This is a genomic window from Sphingomonas sp. SORGH_AS_0879 (assembly GCF_030819175.1).
Taxonomy (GTDB): Bacteria; Pseudomonadota; Alphaproteobacteria; order Sphingomonadales; family Sphingomonadaceae; genus Sphingomonas.
In genome coordinates this window covers 2,223,078-2,245,914 of the sequence record NZ_JAUTBJ010000002.1, presented here as the reverse complement: position 1 = coordinate 2,245,914, position 22,837 = coordinate 2,223,078, and the positions used below count along the sequence as shown (strand labels likewise).

The 22,837-nt window shown below is 65.3% G+C and carries 21 protein-coding genes and 1 pseudogene; 13 read left to right on the top strand and 9 right to left on the bottom strand.

Annotation, left to right across the window (positions count from 1 at the left end):
* Window positions 1-89: 89 nt before the first annotated feature.
* A complete protein-coding gene (aspS, locus tag QE379_RS11230) occupies window positions 90-1,904 on the bottom strand; it encodes an aspartate--tRNA ligase (protein WP_307003183.1) in 1,815 nt (604 codons plus the stop codon).
* 137 nt (window positions 1,905-2,041) lie between these two features.
* Between aspS and rnd the strand changes: the two genes are divergently transcribed.
* Together rnd and QE379_RS11220 are read left to right on the top strand one after the other, a co-directional pair.
* Window positions 2,042-3,220 (top strand): ribonuclease D, encoded by a 1,179-nt coding sequence (rnd, locus tag QE379_RS11225; RefSeq protein ID WP_307003181.1) that lies wholly within the window; start codon window positions 2,042-2,044, stop codon window positions 3,218-3,220.
* 68 nt (window positions 3,221-3,288) lie between these two features.
* The gene (locus tag QE379_RS11220; RefSeq protein WP_307000536.1) at window positions 3,289-3,504 is read left to right on the top strand and encodes an I78 family peptidase inhibitor; all 216 of its coding nucleotides are present in this window, start codon (window positions 3,289-3,291) and stop codon (window positions 3,502-3,504) included.
* Here QE379_RS11220 and QE379_RS11215 read toward each other — a convergent pair.
* From QE379_RS11215 to QE379_RS11200, 4 genes and pseudogenes are all read right to left on the bottom strand, one after another.
* A complete protein-coding gene (locus tag QE379_RS11215) occupies window positions 3,491-4,963 on the bottom strand; it encodes a Ppx/GppA family phosphatase (protein WP_307000533.1) in 1,473 nt (490 codons plus the stop codon). The two genes, QE379_RS11220 and QE379_RS11215, sit on opposite strands and share 14 nt — an antisense overlap.
* Before the next feature lie 17 nt (window positions 4,964-4,980).
* Window positions 4,981-7,149, bottom strand: coding sequence for an RNA degradosome polyphosphate kinase (locus QE379_RS11210; RefSeq protein ID WP_373461771.1), 2,169 nt, complete (start codon window positions 7,147-7,149; stop codon window positions 4,981-4,983).
* A gap of 17 nt (window positions 7,150-7,166) precedes the next feature.
* Window positions 7,167-7,776: pseudogene (locus QE379_RS11205) on the bottom strand (chromosomal replication initiator DnaA).
* Window positions 7,773-9,032, bottom strand: coding sequence for a heavy-metal-associated domain-containing protein (locus QE379_RS11200; protein WP_307000531.1), 1,260 nt, complete (start codon window positions 9,030-9,032; stop codon window positions 7,773-7,775). Before QE379_RS11200 ends, QE379_RS11205 begins: the two are co-directional and overlap by 4 nt.
* Before the next feature lie 59 nt (window positions 9,033-9,091).
* On the opposite strand from QE379_RS11200, the gene purM reads away from it, so the two are divergent.
* Genes purM through QE379_RS11180 form a run of 4 tightly spaced genes read left to right on the top strand, consistent with a single transcriptional unit; the run spans window position 9,092 to window position 11,673 of the window.
* A complete protein-coding gene (gene purM / locus QE379_RS11195; protein WP_307000528.1) occupies window positions 9,092-10,225 on the top strand; it encodes a phosphoribosylformylglycinamidine cyclo-ligase in 1,134 nt (377 codons plus the stop codon).
* The gene (gene purN, locus QE379_RS11190; RefSeq protein ID WP_307000525.1) at window positions 10,215-10,793 is read left to right on the top strand and encodes a phosphoribosylglycinamide formyltransferase; all 579 of its coding nucleotides are present in this window, start codon (window positions 10,215-10,217) and stop codon (window positions 10,791-10,793) included. The genes purM and purN overlap by 11 nt, the downstream gene beginning before the upstream one ends.
* Window positions 10,790-11,077, top strand: a complete 288-nt coding sequence (locus QE379_RS11185; protein ID WP_307000523.1) for an MmcQ/YjbR family DNA-binding protein — start codon at window positions 10,790-10,792, stop codon at window positions 11,075-11,077. The genes purN and QE379_RS11185 overlap by 4 nt, the downstream gene beginning before the upstream one ends.
* On the top strand, window positions 11,074-11,673 hold the full coding sequence (locus QE379_RS11180; protein WP_307000520.1) for a hypothetical protein: 600 nt from the start codon (window positions 11,074-11,076) through the stop codon (window positions 11,671-11,673). The genes QE379_RS11185 and QE379_RS11180 overlap by 4 nt, the downstream gene beginning before the upstream one ends.
* Window positions 11,674-11,677: 4 nt before the next feature.
* On the opposite strand, the gene QE379_RS11175 is transcribed toward QE379_RS11180, so the two are convergent.
* From QE379_RS11175 to QE379_RS11165, 3 genes are all read right to left on the bottom strand, one after another.
* Entirely contained in the window at window positions 11,678-12,196 is a 519-nt protein-coding gene (locus QE379_RS11175) for a GNAT family N-acetyltransferase (RefSeq protein ID WP_307000516.1), read from the bottom strand.
* The gene (gene ndk / locus QE379_RS11170) at window positions 12,196-12,618 is read right to left on the bottom strand and encodes a nucleoside-diphosphate kinase (RefSeq protein ID WP_042482585.1); all 423 of its coding nucleotides are present in this window, start codon (window positions 12,616-12,618) and stop codon (window positions 12,196-12,198) included. Before ndk ends, QE379_RS11175 begins: the two co-directional genes overlap by 1 nt.
* A 215-nt stretch (window positions 12,619-12,833) precedes the next feature.
* Entirely contained in the window at window positions 12,834-14,960 is a 2,127-nt protein-coding gene (locus tag QE379_RS11165) for an AAA family ATPase (RefSeq protein WP_307000513.1), read from the bottom strand.
* 394 nt (window positions 14,961-15,354) lie between these two features.
* Here QE379_RS11165 and QE379_RS11160 point away from each other — a divergent pair, with 394 nt between their 5' ends.
* The 7 genes from QE379_RS11160 (at window position 15,355) to QE379_RS11130 (ending at window position 20,915) form a co-directional block, all read left to right on the top strand.
* The gene (locus QE379_RS11160) at window positions 15,355-15,753 is read left to right on the top strand and encodes a glucuronosyltransferase (protein ID WP_307000510.1); all 399 of its coding nucleotides are present in this window, start codon (window positions 15,355-15,357) and stop codon (window positions 15,751-15,753) included.
* Entirely contained in the window at window positions 15,750-16,235 is a 486-nt protein-coding gene (locus QE379_RS11155; protein WP_307000508.1) for a glycosyltransferase, read from the top strand. Before QE379_RS11160 ends, QE379_RS11155 begins: the two co-directional genes overlap by 4 nt.
* Window positions 16,236-16,255: 20 nt before the next feature.
* The gene (locus tag QE379_RS11150) at window positions 16,256-17,323 is read left to right on the top strand and encodes an endo-1,4-beta-xylanase (RefSeq protein ID WP_307000507.1); all 1,068 of its coding nucleotides are present in this window, start codon (window positions 16,256-16,258) and stop codon (window positions 17,321-17,323) included.
* Window positions 17,320-18,486: a glycosyltransferase gene (locus QE379_RS11145; RefSeq protein ID WP_307000506.1), complete on the top strand. Its 1,167-nt coding sequence runs from the start codon at window positions 17,320-17,322 to the stop codon at window positions 18,484-18,486. Before QE379_RS11150 ends, QE379_RS11145 begins: the two co-directional genes overlap by 4 nt.
* Window positions 18,487-18,488: 2 nt before the next feature.
* Complete coding sequence (locus tag QE379_RS11140; protein ID WP_307000505.1) at window positions 18,489-18,974, top strand: DapH/DapD/GlmU-related protein; 486 nt, start codon at window positions 18,489-18,491, stop codon at window positions 18,972-18,974.
* A gap of 100 nt (window positions 18,975-19,074) precedes the next feature.
* Entirely contained in the window at window positions 19,075-19,965 is an 891-nt protein-coding gene (locus QE379_RS11135; protein ID WP_307000504.1) for a glycosyltransferase family A protein, read from the top strand.
* A gap of 5 nt (window positions 19,966-19,970) precedes the next feature.
* The gene (locus QE379_RS11130; RefSeq protein ID WP_307003178.1) at window positions 19,971-20,915 is read left to right on the top strand and encodes a glycosyltransferase family 2 protein; all 945 of its coding nucleotides are present in this window, start codon (window positions 19,971-19,973) and stop codon (window positions 20,913-20,915) included.
* Between the two features lie 168 nt (window positions 20,916-21,083).
* On the opposite strand, the gene QE379_RS11125 is transcribed toward QE379_RS11130, so the two are convergent.
* A complete protein-coding gene (locus tag QE379_RS11125) occupies window positions 21,084-22,268 on the bottom strand; it encodes a sugar transferase (protein ID WP_307000503.1) in 1,185 nt (394 codons plus the stop codon).
* Window positions 22,269-22,837: the final 569 nt, after the last annotated feature.

The window sequence follows — 22,837 nt, the reverse complement described above, 5'->3', positions numbered from 1 at the left end:
CGGTCCGGGCCCCTGGCCCGGACACGACACGAAAAGGGCGGACGCCGAAATCGGTGCCCGCCCTTTTTTACGCAGCGATAGTGACGGGATCAGCCCGCCGAAGCGGCGACGACCTGATCCACATCCTTTTTCGGCTCGGCGGTCGAGCGGAGCGACAATTCGCGCATCTGCTTGGTGCTGGGCAGGCTGGGGGCACCCATCAGCAGATCTTCCGCGCGCTGGTTCATCGGGAACAGCGAGATTTCGCGCAGATTCTGAGCGCCGCAGATCAGCATGACAATGCGGTCGACGCCCGCCGCCATGCCACCATGCGGCGGCGCGCCATACTGGAAGGCCCGGTAGAGGCCGCCGAAGCGCTCCTCGACATCGGCCTTGGACAGGCCAACCAGCTCGAACGCCTTGACCATGAGTTCAGGGCTCTGGTTGCGGATCGAACCCGAGGCGATCTCGAAACCGTTGCAGACCAGGTCATACTGATACGCCTTGAGCGATAACGGATCGGCGGAGTTGAGCGCCTCCATCCCCCCCTGCGGCATCGAGAACGGGTTGTGCGCGAACTCGACCTTCTTCTCGTCCTCATCCCATTCGTAGAAGGGGAAGTCGACGATCCAGCACAGGCGGAACGCGCCCTCCTCGATCAGGCCGAGTTGCTCGGCGACCCGCGTGCGCGCGAGCCCTGCCAGCTTGGTGGCCGCCTCGACCTTGCCCGCCGCGAAGAACAGGCCGTCATCGGGGCCCAGGCCGAGCGCGGCATAGATCGCCTCCATCCCCTCGGTGCCGTGGTTCTTGGCGATCGGGCCGCCGAACTCGCCGCCCTTGCGAGTGACATAGCCAAGTCCCGCATGGCCCTCGGCACGAGCCCACTCGTTCATCTCGTCGAAGAATTTGCGGCTCTTCTCGGCGGTGCCCGGCGCCGGGATCGCGCGGACGACGCCGCCCGAGCCGACGATCTTCTCGAACAGCCCGAAGCCCGAGCTGGTGAAATGCTCCGAGACATCGGTGATGATCAGCGGATTACGCAGGTCGGGCTTGTCGTTGCCGTATTTCAGCATCGATTCCGAATAGGGAATACGCGGGAACTGGCCGATCGGGGTGACGGTACGACCGTCGGCGAACTTCTCGAAGATGCCGCCGATCACCGGCTCCATCGTCTCCCACACCTCTTCCTGGGTGACGAAGCTCATCTCCAGGTCGAGCTGGTAGAATTCGCCCGGCAGACGGTCGGCGCGCGGGTCTTCGTCGCGGAAGCAGGGCGCGATCTGGAAATAGCGGTCGAAGCCCGCGACCATCAGCAACTGCTTATATTGCTGCGGCGCCTGGGGCAGCGCGTAGAACTTGCCCGGATGGATGCGGCTTGGCACCAGAAAGTCGCGCGCACCCTCGGGCGAGGAAGCGGTGAGGATCGGGGTCGAATATTCGGTGAAGCCCGCCGTCTCCATGCGACGCCGCATGTCGGAAATCACCTGAGTCCGGCGCACGATATTGGCGTGCAGCGTCTCGCGACGCAGGTCGAGGAAGCGGTAACGGAGGCGGATATCCTCGGGATATTCCTGCTCGCCCGCCACCGGCATGGGCAGTTCCTCGGCGGCGGAAAGGATGGTCGCGCCGCGCGCGAACACCTCGATCTCACCGGTCGCGAGGTTAGGGTTCACCGTGCCCGCCGAGCGCGCCTTGACCACGCCGTCGATCGTCACGACCGACTCGACCCGAACGCTCTCCAGGATGGCGAGCGCGGGCGTGTCGCTATCCGCGACGATCTGGGTGATGCCGTAATGGTCGCGCAGGTCGACGAACAGCACGCCGCCATGATCGCGCTTGCGATGGACCCAGCCGGACAGGCGGACCGTCTGGCCCACGGCTTCGGCCGTCAGCGCGGCACAGTTATGAGTACGATAGGCGTGCATGGCGAACATTCTCTGAACGTCTGGGAAAGCCCAGCCGCTTCCCCGCCTACCCCCCTTTTGTCAATCCCAATGTGCCCGAATGGGCCGCCCGCGCGTTCCTCTTTGTCAACCCGCGCGGGCCGGGCTATGTGCAGGCGATGCACGTTCATCCGTTGATTACCGACAGCGCCACGCTCGCCAATCTCTGTGCCCGCCTGTCGCAAGCCGACTATGTCATGGTCGATACCGAATTCATGCGCGAGAGCACCTATTGGCCCGAGCTCTGCCTGATCCAGATCGCCGACACCGAGGAAGCGGCGGCGATCGATCCGAAGGCGCCGGGGCTGGACATGACGCCGCTGCTCGACCTGCTGGTCAACAATGACGCGGTGCTCAAGGTCTTTCATGCCGGTGGGCAGGATATCGAGATCATCTATAACCTGACCGGCAAGACCCCGCATCCGCTGTTCGACACGCAGATCGCGGCGATGGCGCTGGGGCAAGGCGAACAGATCGGCTATTCGAACCTGGTCGACAGCTGGCTTGGTATCCAGGTCGACAAGGGCGCGCGCTTCACCGACTGGTCACGCCGCCCGCTCGACCAGCGCCAGGTCGATTATGCGATCGGCGACGTCACGCATTTGTCGGCGATCTTTCCCAAGATGCTGGAGCGGCTGCGCAAGACCGGGCGCGGGGCATGGCTGGATCAGGAAATGGAGCGGCTCGCCGATCCGTCGCACTATGCCAATGATCCCGACTGCGCCTGGAAGCGGGTGCGCGTATCGGGCCGCAAGCCCGACATGCTGGGCCGCCTGAAGGCGCTGGCCCGTTGGCGCGAGTTGGAGGCGCAGGCCAAGGACCTGCCGCGCGGCCGTATCGTCAAGGACGAGACGCTGGCCGATCTGGCGGGCCATCCGCCGCGCAAGCAGGTCGATCTGGCGAAGGTGCGCGGGTTGTCGGCGACATGGGCGAGCAACGATATCGGCAGTCGCCTGATGGATGCGCTGGAAAGTGCCGCGCCGCTGGGCGCCGACGAACTGCCCGCGCGCGACGATCGCAAGCCGGGCATGGGGCGTGAGGGTGCCCTGGTGGCCGATCTGCTCAAGTTGTTGCTCAAGATCCGCGCGCGCGACATCGATGTGGCACCGCGCCTTCTTGCCCGCGCCGACGATCTGGAAATGCTCGCGGCGGGGGTTCGCAGCGGCCTTTCGATACTGGATGGCTGGCGATTCGAGCAGTTCGGCCGCGATGCGCTCGATCTGGTCGAGGGGCGGACCGGCTTCGTCGTCAAGGGCGGCAAGTTGAAGATGGTCCGCACCGCGGAGGAAGAATCATGATCCGCGTCCTCGCCCTGGCCGTTTCGTTCGGTCTCGCCGCTTGTGCCCCCGCGCCCAGGACGGAAACCATGACCGACGATCTCGGCTGTGGCGATGGCAAGGTTGCCAGGCTCGTCGGCAAGGTCTGGGCCGAATCGATGCGGGATCAGGTCATGAAGACCTCCGGCGCGCGCACTTTGCGGGTCATCGCGCCCGACACGGTCGTCACGATGGACTTCCGGCCCGACCGGCTGAACGTCGAGACCGACGCACAGGGTCGGATCATCCGCTTCAAGTGCGGCTGATCCGCTCCGCCGTCCTTCCCAAGGCCGTGGCCAATGCGGCGTGGCGGCGCTCGACCGCTTCGCCATAAAAGCCCCGATCCTCATCCCGCATGGCGAGCGCGAGCGTCGTGTCGCCCATGACCAGCCCGGTGCGCTCCAATGGCCCGGCCAGACCGCCGCTCAGCCGTTGACCCAGCCGCATCGCCAGGCCCCAGTTCGTCGCCTGTTTCAACTGGGCCGGGGTCGCCAGTTCCGTCAGCGGCACGGGCACGGCCAGCCCGCCGCCCAGACTGGTGTGAAGCGCCTGTGCGAGCATGGCGCGCCCGGTCGCGTCGATCCCCACCCAATTGCCGTGCAGGGCGATCTCCACGCCGCGTTCGGCCCGAAATTCGGGATTGGCACGCCAACCGACATCGGCGAGCAGACAGGCGGCATGACGGAGCCGGGCATCGGCTGCCGCTTCCTCCTCGAACAAGGGCGAGATCCAGCCGTCGAGCAGATCGCCATGCTCGGGAAAGCGGCCCAGCAACCGCCCCTCCTCCCGCGCCGCGACGATCAGCGGATCGAGCGAACGTGTCCGGGCGTCGAGCGCGCCGAACAACAACCCTTCCCGCAGACCGAAGGCGGAGACGACCGTGGTGCTGCTCCCCAGATGCTTGAGCAACACGCTGAGCAGCGCGGTCGCATCGCCCAGCGTGGCGGCGCGACTGGACGACAGGCCCTGCACTTCACGCAGGCGCGCCTTGCCGAGATGCGGAATGGTCCGCGACAGACGCAGGATATCGACCGGCGTAAGTTCGTAATGATGAAGCACCGGCAGGGGATAATCGGCCAGCGTCATGTCCAGCCGCGCCAGCGCGCGCCACGAGCCGCCGACCATATAGAAGGGCAGCCCCCTGCCCCGGCCTTCCCAGCCCGCATCCTCGATCAGCCGGGCGATGTGCCGCTCGAACGCCTTCCCGCCGCGTTCGCGTAAGGCAGGAATGCGCAAAACGCCCAACGGGAAGGATACGCGATCCTCGACATCCCCTTCCCGAACGCGAACCAGTTCAAGGCTGCCGCCACCAAGATCGCCGACAATGCCGTCCGCGTCGGGAATGGCCGACAGGACGCCCTCGCCCGCCGCCTTGGCCTCCTGCTCGCCCGACAGCAGTTCGACTTCTAGCCCCAGCGACTCGGCACAGGCGATCAACTCGCCGCCATTGGCCGCATCGCGCACGGCCGCCGTCGCCACGGTGCGAAGGCTCGTCACCCCCATTTCCCGCGCCAGTATGGCGAAGCGCGCCACGGCCACCTGCGCCTTGGCCAGGGCGGCGGGATCGATCGCCCCAGTGGCGGCCAGACCGCGTCCCAGCCCGGCCATCACCTTCTCGTTGAACAGGATCGCGGGCAGCCGTGCCGGTCCCTGATAGACGACCAGACGGACCGAGTTGGACCCGATGTCGATGATCGCCGTACGCGGCGCGCGAGGTTCCGCCATCGATCAGCGAAGCCGCGTCAACGTTGCCGCCGGAGCGACAGGGTCGGCACCGCCTTGCTGGTGTCGAGCGCGGCGCCGCGCCCGGATAGGGAAGGATTGGTCATGAAATACCGATGCAGGTTGAAGGGACGCTGGTCGCCCGGCTCTTCGCGAACATAGCTGCCGTCCGGCTCCAGTTCCCAGCTCTGTTCATTGTCCAGCAGATTGGCGACCATCACCTGGTCCAATATCTGGTCATGGACGGTCGGGTTCAGGATGGGCAGCATATATTCGACCCGCCGGTCGAAATTGCGCGGCATCCAGTCTGCCGAGGAGATGAAGACCTTGGCCGCGTCATGCGGCAGCGGCTTTCCGTCGCCGAACGCCCAGATGCGGCTATGCTCCAGGAAGCGGCCGACGACCGACTTGACCCGGATATTTTCGGACATGCCGGGAACGCCGGGGCGCAGGCAGCAGATGCCGCGTACGATCAGGTCGATCTCCACCCCCGCACCGCTCGCCTCATAGAGCTTTTCGATGACCTGCGGGTCGACCAGCGAGTTGACCTTCGCCCACAGGCTACCGGAACGACCGGCGCGGGCATGGGCGATCTCGGCATCGATCAAGGCCATCAAATTGTGGCGGAGGTCGCGCGGCGACAGGCTGACCCGGTTCATGGCCGCCGGTTCGACATAGCCGGTGATATAGTTGAACATCTGCGCCGCATCGCGCCCGATCAGCGGGTCCGCGGTGAAGAAGCTGATATCGGTGTAGATGCGCGCGGTAATCGGGTGATAATTGCCGGTGCCGAAGTGGCAATAGGTGCGGAAGTCGTTCCCTTCGCGCCGCACCACCATCGACACCTTCGCATGGGTCTTCCAGTCGATGAAGCCATAGACGACCTGCACGCCCGCGCGTTCCAGGGCGGAGGCCCAGTAGAGATTCTGCTCTTCGTCGAACCGCGCCTTCAGTTCCACGATGGCGGTGACCGACTTGCCCGCCTCGGCAGCGGCGATCAGCGCGTTGATCACCGCCGACTGCTTGCCCGCGCGATAGAGCGTCTGCTTGATCGCCACCACATCGGGATCGGCGGCGGCCTGCTTCAGAAAGGCTATGACCACCTCGAACGTCTCGTACGGGTGGTGGACGACGATGTCCTTGGCCTTGATCGCGGCGAAGCAATCGCCCGCAAATTCGCGGATTCGCTCGGGAAAGCGCGGTGCATAGGGCGGGAATTTCAGGTCGGGCCGGTTCTCGTCGACCAACATGTCGAGGTCGCCGATGCCCAGCAGATTGCCGCTCTCGGTGATGATCGCGTCGGCCCCGCCCAGTTCGTCACGCAGCACATCGGCCAACTCGTCCGGCATGCCCGTCTCAAGCTCCAGCCGGATCACCCGACCGCGCCGACGTCGCTTGATCGCATTGACGAAGTAACGGACCAGATCCTCGGCCTCTTCCTCGATCTCGATATCGCTGTCGCGCAGCACGCGGAAGGTCGCGGCACCGTTGACGACATAGCCGGGGAACAGCAGCCCAGAGAAGCGCCGCAGGATCGTCTCGATCGCGACATAGCGCGCGCCCTCTCCCGGCAATCGGACGAAGCGCGGCATCGTCGCGGGGATCATCACCAACTCGCGGATCGGTGCCTTGTCCGACACGCGGGTCAGGTCGAAGATCATCGACAGACCCTTGTTGGGAATGAACGGAAAGGGATGGGCCGGGTCGAGCGCCTGGGGCGTCAGGATCGGGAATATCTGCTCCCGGACATGGGTTTCCAGCCAGGCGCTGGCTTCCTGGTCGATCGCGTCACGCCGCAGGACGAATATCCCCGCCTCGTCCAACAGGACGCGCAGGTCCCCCCATACTTCCTGCTGGCTGGCCATCAGGCGATCCGCCTCGGCGACGATACCGCTCAACTGTTGTGCCGGGGTCAGTCCGTCGACCGAGCGCTGCTCGACGTCCTGCGCCTGCTGTCCCTTCAGCCCCGCAACGCGGACCATGAAGAATTCGTCCAGGTTCGATCCGGAGATCGACAGGAACCGCAGACGCTCCAGCAGCGGATGCGCGCTGTTGCACGCTTCCTCCAGCACGCGGCGGTTGAACGCCAGCCAGGAGAGTTCGCGGTTGAAATACCGCCCGTTCGGCTCAGCCGCGAAATGGTCGTCGTCCGGTTCGGACATTTGCGCGATATGGGCTGGACGGGTCATCTTTGCTCGCTTGCGGCTTACGGCTCGGCGATCAGGCCAGCCGCAGTCAGGGTGGATCGTGCAAGGGGAATGGACAAGCGCGCACGCCGTTCCATCGCCCCCTGATCCAGCATATCCACTGCTCGGATGACAGAAAGGTGACTACGCTCGATCCGCAGCGTCAGCCACTCGATCAGATCGGGACGGGCATCCAGCCCGCGCCGCTGGAACAGCAGCTCGAACAGCGCCGCGACCAGTTCGTCGTCGGGGTGCGGCGATCTCGGCCAGGCTGCTGTTGGCGAGGCGCGAGCGAAGGTCGGGCAGCTTGACCTGCCAGCGGGGCGGCGGCGCGTCCGCGACGATCAGCAGCGGCCGACGCTCCGCCTGGGCATTGTTCCAGGCGTGGAAGATCTGCACCTCCGGCATGCGTTCGGCATCGTCTATGATCGTGCCACCGCTGCGCGCGGCGAAGATGCGGGCGAGCAGCGACCGGCCCGACTTGCGCGGCCCGGTCAGGATCGCGGCCATGGTCGGCCACGCCTCCCACTGGTCGAGCATCCTGGCCGCCATCCGGTTCGAATCGGTCAGCAGAAACGCATCTGATCGGGGGTCCGCCGGCCATTGCAGCGGCAACGCCATCTGGTTCATCCGGTAATCGCATTATCCGAAGGGAGCGCGGGCGCGGGCACCTGAGCCGCGCGCCGGATGCGCAAGGTCGTGCCCGAGCCGGACACCTGCAATCCGCGTTGTTCCAGCGCACGACGAAGCTGCTCGGGATCACCGTCATAGGTGACGGCCATCAGCGATACGCCACCCAGCGCCAGGCTGGTCGTGCCTGCGCGCACGACGCCGGGAATGGAGCGGATAAGACTTTCTGCGTTCGCCACCGCACTGGCGCTGGGCGCGTCATATTGCAGCGTGACGGCGATCCCCGCACCCGTCGAGCCGATGACCGCATCCAGGCCCGAAATCGGTTCCTCGCCCGGTGAGGTATCGTCGATCACCGTTTCCTCGGGCTTGGGCGGCGGGTTCAGCGTCGCGTCGGGATGCAGCATCCCGCTGGCCAGGGCGCGCTGATAGATGCCGTCCAGGCGGGCCACGCCGGTATCGAGCAACTGGTTGATCGCGTCCGTGCTCCCGACCCGCAGCGTCACCGTGTCGATCAGGGCATTGTCGGGTCCATGCCGCGCCTCGAACAGGCCGATCACCGGGCCACCGGGCCATTGGCGATAGAGATGAACGACGGGGATCAGGATGTCGGACGCACCATATTGGTCGAGGATCGTCCGCCACCAGCCGCGCGACCGCCGCCCGATTTGCCCGGCATTCAGCAGCAGCGGGTCCGAACCCGTGCCCGATGGCCGGATATAGTCGATCGAACTGTTGCCGGTGCGGAAACGCGCCCAGGCCTGTTGCCAGGGCGTCCGCGCCTCGAACATCTGCGGCGTGCCGCCCGACACCTGAAGCGGCAGGACCAGCATCGGCGGCGACCGGTCGGCATAGGCGGACACGCCCAGCACGCCCGCCGCCCGCACCCGATCGAACAGCACGCCCAGCCGCGCGACATAGCGATTCGGGCCGATCTGCTCATTCTCGACGACGATGCCGCTGACCAGCGAATCGAGCAGGCCATCGGACGCGCCGACGCCGCCACGCCCCAGCCGCTGCGCCAGTACGGCCCATGCCTTGCGCTGCGCGATCCGCCAGCCGCCCAGACGCGCGGCCTCCGCCGTCTTGCCCGCCACGTCGACGGACACGCCGGTCACCTCATAGGCGCCGCCACTGTCGATCGGGGTGACGCCGCGCGCCTGCCCCTCGATCTGGGCAAGCACGGCACCGCCCCCGACGCCTAGGCCGGCAAGAGCGGCCAGACCGAACATCACGGAGGGCAATCGCAAACGCATCGCGGCCTTTTGGCGAAGCAGGCGTGGAAATCCAAGCGCGATATAGCTAACGGGCAAACATGACCGACAACAGCACGCCGTCCGCCACCCCGTCGCCCGCCGCTTCCGGCACGTCCTACACCTATGCCGATGCGGGGGTTTCGATCGCCGCGGGCAATGCGCTGGTCCGCGCGATCGGCCCGCTGGCCAAGGCGACGCGGCGGCCCGGGGCCGATGCGGACCTGGGAGGATTCGGCGGTTTCTTCGACCTCAAGGCGGCGGGTTTCACCGATCCCCTGCTGGTCGCGGCGAATGACGGCGTGGGCACCAAGTTGAAGCTCGCCATCGAGCATGATCGCCACGACGGCGTCGGCATCGACCTGGTGGCCATGTGCGCCAACGACCTGGTGGTCCAGGGCGCGGAGCCCCTGTTCTTCCTCGATTATTACGCGACCGCCAAGCTGGAGGGCGATGTTCCCGAGCGAGTAATCGCTTCGATCGCCGAGGGCTGCCGCATCGCGGGCTGCGCGCTGATCGGTGGCGAAACCGCGGAGATGCCCGGCATGTATGCTCCCGGCGACTACGATCTGGCCGGCTTCTGCGTCGGCGCGGTGGAGCGGACCCAGGTGCTGACCGGGGCGAGCATTGCGGACGGCGACGTGATCCTGGGCCTGGCTTCGTCGGGCGTCCATTCCAACGGCTTCTCGCTCGTCCGGCGGCTGGCGGCGGACAAGGGGTGGAAGCTCGACCGACCGGCCCTGTTCGATCAGGAGCGGTTGCTGATCGAGGCGCTGATGGCCCCGACTCGCATCTATGTCCGCTCGCTGCTCCCCTCGCTCAAGGCGGGGACCATCAAGGGGCTGGCTCACATCACCGGCGGCGGGCTGCTCGAAAACATCCCGCGTGTCCTGCCCGTGGGGGCTCACGCAGTGGTCGATGCCGATGGCTGGGAACAGCCCCGCCTGATGGCCTTCCTCCAGGCCCAGGGCGGGATCGAGCCCGAGGAAATGGCCCGCACCTTCAATTGCGGGATCGGCATGGCGGTGATCGTGGCTGCCGACCAGGCCGAGGCGCTGGCCGAAACGCTGCGCACGGCGGGCGAGACGGTCGTGACGATCGGCCGGGTCGAGGCAGGCGAACGCGGCTGCACCGTCAAGGGCTCGGCGGGCACCTGGAGCGCCAAGGCCGACTGGACGGCGACCCATGCGGCCTGACACGCCGGTCAAGGTCGGCATCCTGATTTCGGGCCGCGGCTCCAATATGCAGTCGCTCGTCGTCGCCTCGCAGGCGGAGGGTGCGGCCTATACCGTGGCGCTCGTCGCGTCCGACAAGCCCGAGGCTGCGGGGCTCGCCTGGGCCGCCGAGCAGGGCATCGCGACCTTCGCCCTGTCGCCCAAGGGAATCGGCAAGCCCACCTATGAGGCCGCGATCGACGCCGCGCTTCGTGAGGCGGGCGTGGAGGTGATCGCGCTGGCCGGTTACATGCGGCTCTTGTCGGGCGATTTCGTCGCGAAGTGGCGCGGACGGATCGTCAACATCCATCCGTCGTTATTGCCGCTGTACAAGGGGCTGGACACTCATGCTCGCGCGATCGCGGCGGGCGACGACAAGGCGGGGTGCTCGGTACATATCGTGACCGAGGAACTGGATGATGGCGAGGTGCTGGGCCAGGCGGAAGTGCCGATCCTGCCCGGCGACGACGCCGATGCCTTGGCGGCGCGCGTGCTGGTCGAGGAGCATCGTCTCTATCCTCGCGTCCTGACGGAGTTTGTGCGCCGATGACCGATCCCCTCTCCCGCGTCCGTGACATCGCCATGCTGTTGCCCGGCACGACCGAGGAAGCAAAGGATGGCGAAGCATGCTTCCTGGTTGAGGGAGAGGCGTTCGTTCGTGTGTCGACCGAAGCGGCCACGCTGCACGTCTGCACCGCCGATCCCAGCAACGAGCCCTGCTGGGCGGATATTCCGTTGGGCGGCGATGTCGACTGGAGGCTGGTCGAGGATCGGATCGCGCGGAGTTGGGAATTGGTCGCGCCGACCGCTCTGCTGGAAGCGGGCGGACGATGAGCGACAAGGCCGGGGACGCATCGTCGCCCGGCGCGCGGTCGCGGCGGCGACTGTTGACGCTGGCGGAGTTCGTGGCGGTGGCGGGGCTGATGGTCGCCGCGCTGACCCTCTATCTCAACTGGTCGCAACGGCGGAGCGACGCGGCGGACAAGGCCGCCACCGCCAGTGCGCAGCGACATGAGCGTGGTCGGCTCGATCTGCTGGCCGATGTCGAACAGGGCGGACGCCGTATCGCGCTTCGCGATCCCCGCCATGACCTGTCGGACCTGACCATCGAATTTCCCAAGGGCTCCGGGATCGAGCGTCAGACGCCCCTCTCCGCCCCCGCGATCGAGGCGGCACCGATAGCGGCGCCGCTGCTGGCGCTGACCGATGGCGGGTCGGACGAACGCGAGGGGCGTTTGCCGGTGCTGATCACCGCACGTTACTGGGACGGCGATACCGCACGGACGGCGACGGGTCTCTATGACATCATCTGGCGGACCGAAGGACGCCTGCTACGCGGTCGCACGCTACGCCTGGAGGGATTGCGGCTGCGGGACCGGGTGGGCACACCCGCCAAGCTGGCGGCGGCATGGGCCAGCGCCCGACCCTGAACGATTAGATGGCGCGGGCGTAGATCGCGTCGTCAAAAACCGTGTCGCCGACCTGAAACTGGCGCATGCCCGCGAGCTCGAAGCCTTCCCGCTCGTAAAAGGCGCGCGCGACATGGTTGATGCCCAGCACGCCCAATAGTATCCGCTTGCCCCCCAACGCCCGTGCGTCATCGATCGCCCGAGCCATCAGGGCATGGCCCAGACCGGTGCCGCGCGCGGGCAGCAGCGTATAGATGCGGCGCAATTCGATATCGCGTTCGTAAGTCTCGACAGGAAGGTCGGGCGGGGTCAGCAGCGTATAGCCGACGGGCGCCGCGCCATCGCGATGTTCGGCCAGCGTGGCTACGCATTGCGGATCGGCGATCCATCGGTCGAACTTGGTCGGCGAGCTGTTCGTCGAACAGTGGCGGACCATGTCGGGACCGGCGATGATCCCGACAAAGGTTTCCAGGAACGTCGCGGCTGCGACGAGCGACAAAGCGTGCGCATCGCCCGCCCTCGCCCGTCGCAGCCGCCATTCCATCAGCCGACGATCTCTTCCGGCTTGAAGAAATAGGCGATCTCGATCGCCGCATTCTCATCCGAGTCCGAACCATGGACCGTGTTGGCCTCGATCGACTCGGCCAGTTCCTTGCGGATCGTGCCGGGCTCGGCATTGGCGGGGTTGGTCGCGCCCATGATGTCGCGGTTGCGTTGCATGGCGTTCTCGCCCTCGAGCACCTGCACGACGACCGGGCCCGAGATCATGAACTCGACCAGATCGTTGAAGAAGGGGCGCTCCTTGTGGACGGCGTAGAAGCCCTCGGCCTGCTCGCGGGTCATTTGGATGCGCTTGGACGCGACGACGCGCAGGCCCGCTTCCTCCAGCATCTTGGTGACGGCGCCGGTCAGGTTGCGACGGGTCGCATCGGGCTTGATGATCGAAAAGGTACGGTTCGCGGCCATGATGGTCACGCAGCTCCTGATAGGGGGTTGGCTGGAAGTGGCGTCGCCCTAATCGGGGTATGCGCGCATTGCAACGCCTTATGCGGCAACGGGCGTCCCGGACAGGGCTGGGGCTGCTCGAACCGGCGGTGCCGGATAGCGAAAAGCCGCCAGCACCACGAAGGCACTGGCGGCTCTACAGATCGGATCGCTACCGATCCGGCTGGTCCCAGGGATCAGTTATAATAGCTGGAATAACGATCGTAATAACGGAGCTCGTCACCGGCACCCGCGCGACGCTGCGCCTTCAAATCGACCATGGTCATGAGGATACCGCCGATGCGCGCATCCGCCATCGACAGATGGTCCAGCGCCAGTCGAACCGCGGGAGCGGGCGTCTTGCGCCACCGGACCGCGAGCAGCGCGACATCCGCCATCGAGGCGATCGCGCGGGAGTCCGCGATCGCCAGCAACGGCGCGGTGTCGAGGATCACCAGATCGAAACGCTCACGGAGCAATTCGACCAGGTTCTGCATCGCACTGGACGCGATCAAGTCATAGCCGGTGTCGCCGGTGGTCGGACGCTGCGGCAACAGGAAGGCTCCGCTGGCGCTGTCGCGGACCAGCACCTGATCCAGCGTCGCCTCGCCACGCAGCAGGTCGGCGAGCCCGTATTGAATCGCACCTTCCATCTGGCGGCTGGTTGCCTGGCGACGCAGATCGCAATCGACCAGCACCGTCGTGATCCCCGCCAGCGCCGAGGAACGCGCCAGCGAGAAGGAGGTCGAGGTCTTGCCTTCCCCCGGCAGGGCCGAGGATATGGCGACGACCTTCACCGACTGCTCCTCGCGCCCGACCTTCAACGCCGTACGGATCGAGCGATACGCCTCGGAGAAGACGCTGCCCGGATGCTCCACCAGATGATGGCTGATCGTCGCCGGAGTCGGCGACTTGATCCGGTTGCGGTCGAGCGTCCTCAGGTCGGGGATCGACGCCAATACCGGCAGGCCGAGCGCCCGCTCCACCTGGCGGCGCGTGGTGAAGCCATTCTCCGCCATTTCGAGCCCGGCAAGGACCAGCGCCCCCGCGAGCATCGCGGCGAGCAGGCCACCGCCGCCATAGACGATCTTCTTGGGGCTGTCCGGCTTTTGCGGAACGAAGGCACGGGCAATGATGTACGCCGCGCTACGCTCGGTGCCCTGGCGGGCGACTGCCTGCTGATACCGTTCGAGCAGCGCCTCGTAGAGGCCCTTCAGCGTCGTCGCCTTGCGTTCCAATTCGCCAAGACGGACCGAGGCGGCATTGCCCTCCAGCAACTGCCCCTTCTGCGCACCCAGCGACGAGACGATCGAGGAGGTCCGGCGACGCGCCACATCCGCTTCGGCGGCGAGGCTCTGGCGGACCCGCGCGGTTTCGCTGGTGATCTGACGGCGCGTTTCGCGCAGCTTTTCGTTGATTTCGATGACCTGCGGATGGCGGTCGCCATAACGCTCGGACAGCGACGCCTGCTGCGCGCTTAAGGCCGCCTCTTCGGTACGGAGCTGCTGCAACACGGGCGACGTCACGGCGGACCCCGCGCCCGCGCTGCTGGCGCTGCGGGCGGTGTTGCGCGCTTCCGCCACCGCCTGTTGCGCCTGCGCGTCGGCCAGCTGCTGGTTCAGCACTGCGATCGACTGCTGCGCATTGGTGCTCTGGTTCTGGATATCGACCAGGTTGGTCGCGGCACGGAAACGGGCGACCTCGGTTTCGGCACCCTGCAATTCGCCGCGCGCGCTGGCGATGCGCGAGCTGAGCAGGGCGATTTCCTTGTTCCGCTCGTCACGCTTCTGGATCTGCTGACGGTTCAGATACTCGTCCATGACCGTGTTGACGATCTTTGCCGCCAGAACGGGATCGGTCGACGAAAAGCTGACGTCGATCGCATAGGAGGTGCCCGCACGCTTCGCCGACAATTGCCCGGTCAGCGCACCGATCGCGTTGTTCCGTGCGGTCGTCGGATCGAGCGGATCGGTGCCGACGAAGTTCGGGTTCTTTGCAAGGCCGAGCCGGTCGACGACGCGCCCCAGCGTTTCGGGTGACAGGATCTGCGCGACTTCGGTGTCGACCGAAGACGAGTCTGTTGTCAGCGGCTGCTGGCGCTGATCCTGCTGCGCGTTGACGATTTCCTCGTTGGTCCGCTCGATACCCACCTGCCCTTCGGCGCTGTAGCGCGGGGTGGCCATCTTGTAGCTGATCGCGGTGAGCACCAGGACGATCGCCATCGTGATCGCGATGGGAATGATACGCCGACGGACCGCATTCATGACCGCGCCGATATCGATGATCTTGGCCGAATCCTGTTCGACAGGCACCAGCGGGTTCATACTCGTATCTCCGTCCCGACCATTTGATATCCTGCGCCGTGGTTGGTCATCCGGCTGTGTACCGGTGTCTCCGACCTTGACGCAAGGTAATGCGCATCGTCCCCCGGAACGCCACCGATCCGTCATAGGACAGGCGCGCCCGTACAGCCGGCACCGTCTTCGGGCAAATTTTGCTGCACCGCAACTGTCCCATAAATGTTGGCTTTTGCGGGTTACGAAGCACCTGATATAGGCTACCGCCTCAAAGACACGCCGCATGTCGCGGGGTGTCGGGCGAACAGGATCGCCCTTTGCAATGGGAGGTTGCGAGATGGCTTTGAACGGCAAATCCGCAGACGGCCGATCAGGCCCTCGGGTTCTCGCGGTCGCATCGCAGGGCGGCCATTGGGAGCAGATGATGCTGCTCCGCAGCATGCTCGACACCCATGCCACCCGCTTCGCGACGACCGAGCCGGACCTGCTCGAAAAAGCGGGCATCACCGACGGGATCGTCCTGCCCGACTGCAACCGCAACGAACCCCTTCAAAGCCTCAAGTGCCTCATCCGGTCGTTCGGCACCGTATTCTCGCTACGTCCCGCCGTCATCATCTCCACCGGCGCGGCCCCTGGTTTCTTCTGTCTTCTCGCCGGACGTCTGATCGGCGCGCGAACCGTGTGGATCGACAGCGTCGCCAATGTCGAGCAACTGTCCAAAAGTGGGACATTGGCGCGATTCGTCGCGACCGAATGGCTGACCCAATGGTCCCATCTCGCCAAGCCGAACGGGCCGCATCACGCGGGGGCCGTATTGTGATCTTCGTCACCGTCGGCACGCAACTGCCCTTCGACCGGCTGATCGAGGCGATCGACGCCATCGCCCCGACCCTGGACGAACCGATCTTCGCCCAGACCGGCAAGTCGACCTATGTCCCCCGCAATATCGAATGGAGTCCGCGCATCCGCCCGCTGGATGTCGACGCCTATTTCGGGCGCGCGCGGGTCGTGGTCGCCCATGCCGGTATCGGCACGATCCTGACCTGTCAGCGGGTCGGTCGCCCCGCCATTCTCTTCCCGCGCCTCGCCGCGCATGGCGAACATCGCAACGATCACCAGATGGCGACCGTGTCGCAGCTGGAGGGGCGGCCCGGCCTCTATGTCGCGCGGACCGCAGAGGAGCTTCACACGCTTCTTGCCAGCGATCTCGCGCCGCCCCCGGGTGGCGACGTGGTCCCGCCCGGGCGCCAGCGATTGATGCAGCATCTCGATTCGATCATCCGCAGCGCCGGGGCGCGGTAATGGCGAAGGGTGCCAAGGACATGGCCTTGACCCGGCGTGGATTGCTCCTGGGTGGCGGCGCGACGGCGCTGACGATGGGGAGGCCGAGCGCGGCGGCCGACGACCTCAGCCTGCGCAATCTCACGCGCGGGATCCGGTTCGGCGCGGCGATCGATATCGAGGATTTGCGCGACCCCGCCATGCGCGAATTGTTTCGCCGCCATTGCTCGTCGCTGACCCCGCGCAATGCCTTGAAATGGGTGGGCACCGAAAAGCAGCCGGGCCATGTCCAGTTCAACGATGCGGACAAGATCGCCGCCTTCGCCAAGGAGATCGGTGCGGGCCTCTATGGCCATACGTTGGTCTGGTACCGCGTGCCCCGTTGGGTCGACGCGATCACCGATCCCGCCGAGCTTCGCGACGCGATGAACCGTCATATTGACGAGACGGTCGGCCATTTTCGCGGTCAGGTCTATGCCTGGGACGTGGTCAACGAAGTGATGGAATATGACTCCGCCCAGTGGCGACCGTCGGTCTTCTATCGCCTGCTCGGCAAGGACCATGTGCGCGAGGCGTTCGAGCGCGCGCACCGGGCCGATCCGAAGGCGACGCTCGTCATCAACGAAACCCATCTCGAAAAGGCGGGCGCCAATTACGATGCGCGGCGGGCGATGATGCTCGACATGTTGCGGGAATTGCGCGCCGCCAATGTCCCGGTCCATGCCATCGGCCTTCAGGCCCATTTCCGTCCCGGTTTCGACCGCCTCGACGCTCCCGCGCTGAGCGCCTTCCTGCGTGAGACCAAGCGGCTGGGTCTGGGCACCTACATCACGGAGATGGACGGGTCGTGCAAGTTCGCGCATCGTCTGCGCGATCCCGATCCCGACGTCTATGGCCGGACCTTCGCCGACCTCGTCCGTACCGTATCGGCCTCGGGCACGTTGCGCGGGGTGACGACCTGGGGTCTTCGCGAGAAGTTCAGCAAGGCCGAGGCGGCGCAGGGCCATGGCTGTCGCGCCCGCGCGCTGCTCTATGACGAGAATATGGTGCCCCTGCCCGCGCTCGATGCGCTGGCGGGCGCTTTGCGTCAGGCGGGGCCCGGCCGATGAGCGCCGCACCGAGCCGTGACGGCAAGCGTGTCGCGATCTTCGTCGAGCGCTTTCTTCCACCCAGTCAGGCTTTCGTGCTGGCGCAGGCGCGCGGCTATGAACGCTATTCGCCCGAATTTCTGGTCGGCCAGCGCATGGGTGACGGCCATGGTGCGGAAACCGACCTGCCCGTCCATTCCATCGCGAATTCGCCGCTGATGAAGGCGGGGTCGCTTTTGTTGAAGATCCCACGGATCGCGGCGCCTGCCCTGTTTCCCCCGCTGGCCCGTGCCGATCTGATCCATGCGCATTTCGGCAAGAATGGCTATGTCCTCTCCCCGCTCGCCCGAGCGATGGACAAGCCGTTGGTGACGACCTTCCACGGTTTCGACGCGACCTATCGCGGCGATCCGAAAAAGCCGGGCGGGTTCAACCAGGTCCGCTTCTTTGCGAAGGGGCGTGCGCAGATGGCGGGCGCGGGCGGTTATCATATCGCGGTTTCGGACTTCATCCGCGACCGGTTGCTCGACCTGGGCTTCCCGGCGGAGTCCATCCATCGCCATTATATCGGCGTCGATCGCGGCCTCTTCCACCCCGATCCCAGCCCCCGCATCCCGGGCCGCGTCGTGTCGATCGCGCGCTTCGTCGAGTATAAGGGCTATCGCTACATGATCGATGCGCTGGCCCGCGTCGCGGCTCGGGGCGTTCCGGTCGATTATGTGATGATCGGCGACGGCCCCGAAGCGGCGGTGACGCTGGACTATGCCCGCGCCAACCTGCCGCGCGTGACCCATCACGCCCGCCTCAGCCAGAACGCGATCCGTGCCGAGTTGGGCCGGGCGCAACTCTATCTGCACGGCAGCGTGACGCTGGACAACGGCCATGCCGAGGCATTCGGGATCGCCAATCTGGAGGCGCAGGCGGTGGGCACCCCGGTGATCGCCTTCCGTTCGGGCGGCGTCGGCGAGGCGGTGGAGGAAGGGCGCACCGGACTGCTCGCGGAAGAGCGGGACGTTGCCGCGATGGTCAACGCCGTCGGTGGCCTGTTGTCGGACGACGACCGCTGGTGTGCTTTCCATCGGCGGGCCCCGGAATGGGTGGCGGAGCGTTTCGACCTGCATGCGCAGACCCGCCTGCTCGAAGACTATTACGACCGCGTCCTCGCGGATTATCGGAGGAACTGATCGTGGCACGCACCAGCGGAGCCAAGCCGCAATGGGGCCTCAACCGCCTCAAGAAGCTGCGCAACATCTTCGTGGAAGCCAAGCGCTTCTGGTATGTCCGGTTCTGGGGGATGGACATCCACCCCACCGCGCAATTCTCCCTATCGGCGAAGTTCGATCGGACGAACCCGAAAGGGCTGCATATCGGCGAGGAGAGCTACGTCGCGTTCGACGCGGCGATCCTGACGCATGATCTGACGCGCGGCCTGTACCTGGACACCTGGATCGGCCGTCGCTGCTTCATCGGCGCGCGCAGCATCATCCTGCCGGGGATTCGGATCGGAGACGAATGCGTCATCGGCTCGGGATCGGTGGTGACGAAGGACGTTCCCCCCAATTCGCTGGTCGCCGGCAATCCCGCGCGCGTCATTCGCAGCAACCTGCGCATCGTCGCCCGTTATGGCCGGATCGGTGCCGACGAGGCGGTGACGGCGGATCAGCCGGAATGAATTTTCTTATGGGACAGCAATGGTTCGTCATCGCGGACATGCGCCCGCTTATGCTAATGCTGCAGAGCGACATGTTTTTGAGGGCAAACGGGGAAGTGCAATGAAGCTGTCGGTCCTCATCAACAATTATAATTATGCCCGGTATTTGCGCGCCTGCATCGACAGCGTGTTGTCGCAAAATCACCTCGGCGCGGAAATCATCGTGGTCGATGACGGATCGACCGACGAATCCCGTTCGGTGATCGCCAGCTATGGCGACGCGGTGACGCCGGTGCTCAAGCCCAATGGCGGACAGGCCTCCAGCTTCAATGCGGGCTTTGCGGCGTCGACCGGCGACGTGCTGATGATGCTCGACGCGGACGATTTCTTTCTTCCCGGCAAACTGACGCGCATCGCCGACATCTATGCCCAGCGGCAGGTCGGCTGGTGTTTCGACCGCGTGACGAATGACGAAGGCGGGGCGGTTCCCGACGAGATCGCGATCACGCCGATCGACAAGCGCGAGACGATGCGCGCGGGTGGCTTCCCGACCCTGCCCGTTCCGACGTCCGGCCTGACCTTCCATCGGTCGATCCTGTCGCAGATCCTGCCGATGCCGCTGGCCGACGACGTCGTGCTGAGCGACAATTACCTGAAGTTCGCGGCGGCCTATCTGGCACCAGGCGTGCTGGTCGAGACCCCGCTGACCTTCCAGCGGCTGCACGAGAATAATCGCTACACCAACACTGATCGCGCCAAGTCGCTGAAGCCGCAGATCATGATGGCGACCGGCCTGCATCTGGCGCGTCGGTTCGACGGATTGGGCCGGATGGGCAAGAGCCTGGTCACCGGCGGCATAGCCGATGCGCATCTGGGCATTACCGACACGCTGGCCGAGATCGATCGCGTCGCACGCGAGGCACGCGGCATGGGCTGGACCCGGCAGAATCTGACGACGCAGGTCATCCGCAAGCGCATCACCGGCGCGGCCCGGTCGCTGCTGGGCCGGTGAGCGCCATGTCCGCCGACCGCGCCCCGATCCACATCACTTTGGGCGTCCTGACCTTTCGGCGACCGGAGGGGATCGACAAGCTGCTTCGCATCATGCGGAACCAGCATTGCGACCCCGCGCGACCCTGGCGGCTCAGCATCGTGGTCGTCGATAACGACGCGTCGGGCAGCAGCCGAGAGGCGGTGATGGCCCATGCCGGTCGCCCCGAATATGACCTCCATTATGTCGTCGAGCCGCAGCAGGGCATCCCCATCGCCCGCAATCGCGCGATGGACAGCGCGCCCGAAGGGACCGAGCTCTTCTGTTTCCTGGACGACGACGAATGGCCGGTCGATGGCTGGCTCGATTCGATGCTGCGGACGCGCGAGGCGACCGGCGCCGATTGCGTCTATGGACCGATCGAGCCCGTTTTCGAGGGGCCGGTGGACGACTGGCTGCGTCGCAGCCGTCTTTACGATCGCAAACGCTATGCCGAGGGCCAGAGACTGAACTTCGCGGCGTCGAACAACGTCATGTTCGATCTGGCGCGGTTTCGCGAACTCGATCTGCGCTTCGATGCGCGGATGCGCTTCACCGGCGGCAGCGACTATCTGTTCTTCAACCAGGCCTGGCGACGGGGTATCCGAATCCACTGGTCGGATCAGGCGCTCGTCTACGACATGTTCCCGGTCAACCGGCTGACCATGAAGTGGCAGCGGCAGCGCCAGTATCGGCTGGGCAACACCTTCGCCGTCGCGACCCGGATCGAGGGGTCGCGTGGTGAGAAGGCCAAGCAACTGGCCCGTGGCGTGGTCCGCATGGGCCTGGGCGCGGCGATGTCGCCCGCGATGCTGGTTTCGCCCTATTGGGGCGGACGGGCGATGGTCCACCTGCTGCGGGGGGCCGGGCTGACCATGGGCATATTGGGCCATTCCTATCAGGAATATGCGCCGTCGAAGCTGAAGGGATAAGTAGGGCCCCCTTCCCCATTCGGGACCCTATTAGGCAGGAATGCGATTTATCTCATTGGTCCGATGGACGGGAGAACAGCCGCAAGTCCGCTCCAGATCGGCCACGTCGATCGCGCTATTCGGCCAGAACCAAGGGGCCAAGCGAGGCCCTCCGTCCCCGCCGCATCCTCAATAGGCGTTGCGGTGGAGCAGAACCTGGAACGTCTGAAGCACGATCCGTATGTCGCGCCAGATCGACCAATGCTCCAGATATTCGAGATCGGCCTGCAGTCGGTTGCGCAGATCGTCCTCGATCAGGGTGGCACCGCGATACCCCCGCACCTGCGCCAGACCGGTCAAGCCCGGCTTGACCGAGTGGCGCTGCCAATAGCGCCCATCGACTTCCCAGAACAGCTTCTCGGCCGCGCGCGAACCCAGCGCATGGGGGCGCGGGCCGACGATGCTCATATCGCCCTTCAGCACGTTGATGATCTGGGGAAGCTCGTCCATGCTTGTCATGCGGATGAACCGCCCGACGCGCGTGATGCGGTCGTCATCGCGCGAGGCGGAGCGATGCCCCGCCCCATCGCTGCCCTCGACATACATGCTGCGGAACTTGAGGATGTGGAACATCTCGTTCCCCCATCCGATGCGAACCTGTCGGAACAGGATCGGCCCCGGACTGTCCAGGCGAACGAGCAGGGCAATGATCCCCAGCACCGGCGCGAGCAGGAACAGTGCCAGTCCCGACACCGCGATATCGAACAGACGCTTCAGAAAGCGATCGAAAAGACCGAGCGGCCCGACCGCCACGATCATGGTCGGCGTCGCGGCACAGGAAGAGATGCCGAGCGGCGCGAGCTGGCTGAGTTCGGGTACGAAGATCTCGCTCTGGACACCCGTCCCCTTCAACGCATTCGCCCAGGCGATCCGCGTATCGGGCGCACATGCCACCACGACGCGATCGGCACTGGCGACCAGCCGGGCGAGGCGATCATACATGATCGGGTCGTGCAGATTGGGGTCGAAACGATCGCCGGTCTCGATGACCTGCGAAAACTCTCCCTGCGGAATCGGCGAGCGGCCATCGTGAAGCAGCATAACGGTAAAGGGGTTGCCGCCGATAAGCTGTGCCATATTTCGGACGAAGGCATAACGGGCGGAGGCGATCAGCAGGGTCCCGATCAGCGCGCCCAGGGCTATGACGACGCGGGGAAAATCCTCGCTGGCCTGAAAAACGAAGGCCACCAGGATGACCGCACAGACCGAGAGCAGCAGCGCCTTGGCACCTTGCGCTGCAGCATGGCGCGGATTGGTCAGGTTTTCCTGATCATAGGCGCGGATCGAGAAGGAAGTCAGGAAGTAAACTGACAACAATGTCACAATCGCAAGCGTCCAGCGGGTGTGACCCAAAAGGACGAAGCGGAAATAGGCGGCTCCAGCAAAACCTGCCGCGACACAGATCAAATCTATCAGGATGAGGGTAATCAGCGCCCGAAAGCGCAATATCGAAGCTGGAATACTCAAGCGCCTTACCCTCTGCATCGGCGCCTTGCTATGGAATCTTCCCATATCCATGATAGCCGACCTGCCCTGATTTCTTTGAATGAGGCAGAATGTAGCCCCAAGGCCGCTGCGGGACTAGATATTTTGCGCCGCAGCAGCGTCTCACCGTGGAATAGGTCGAAAAGCCTGAATTTTTGGCAACGCGCCGTTAATCAGGCGTCCACCATCGCTAAACCGGGGTGGACCCTCGCACGTTCGGAAAAGTCAAGATTGCATCGCACTGCAGCATCAATTAATTTCCTGGAGCGTGGGACAAGGGTTAAGTGCTTAACAATAAAAGTCCCGCGCTTGGGCAAATTGCCTGTCTTTCGCGTCATGAAATGGGGTTGTGGTCGATCGACCGGGACGGCTAGTCGCAGTGACGTACCGGACCTGAA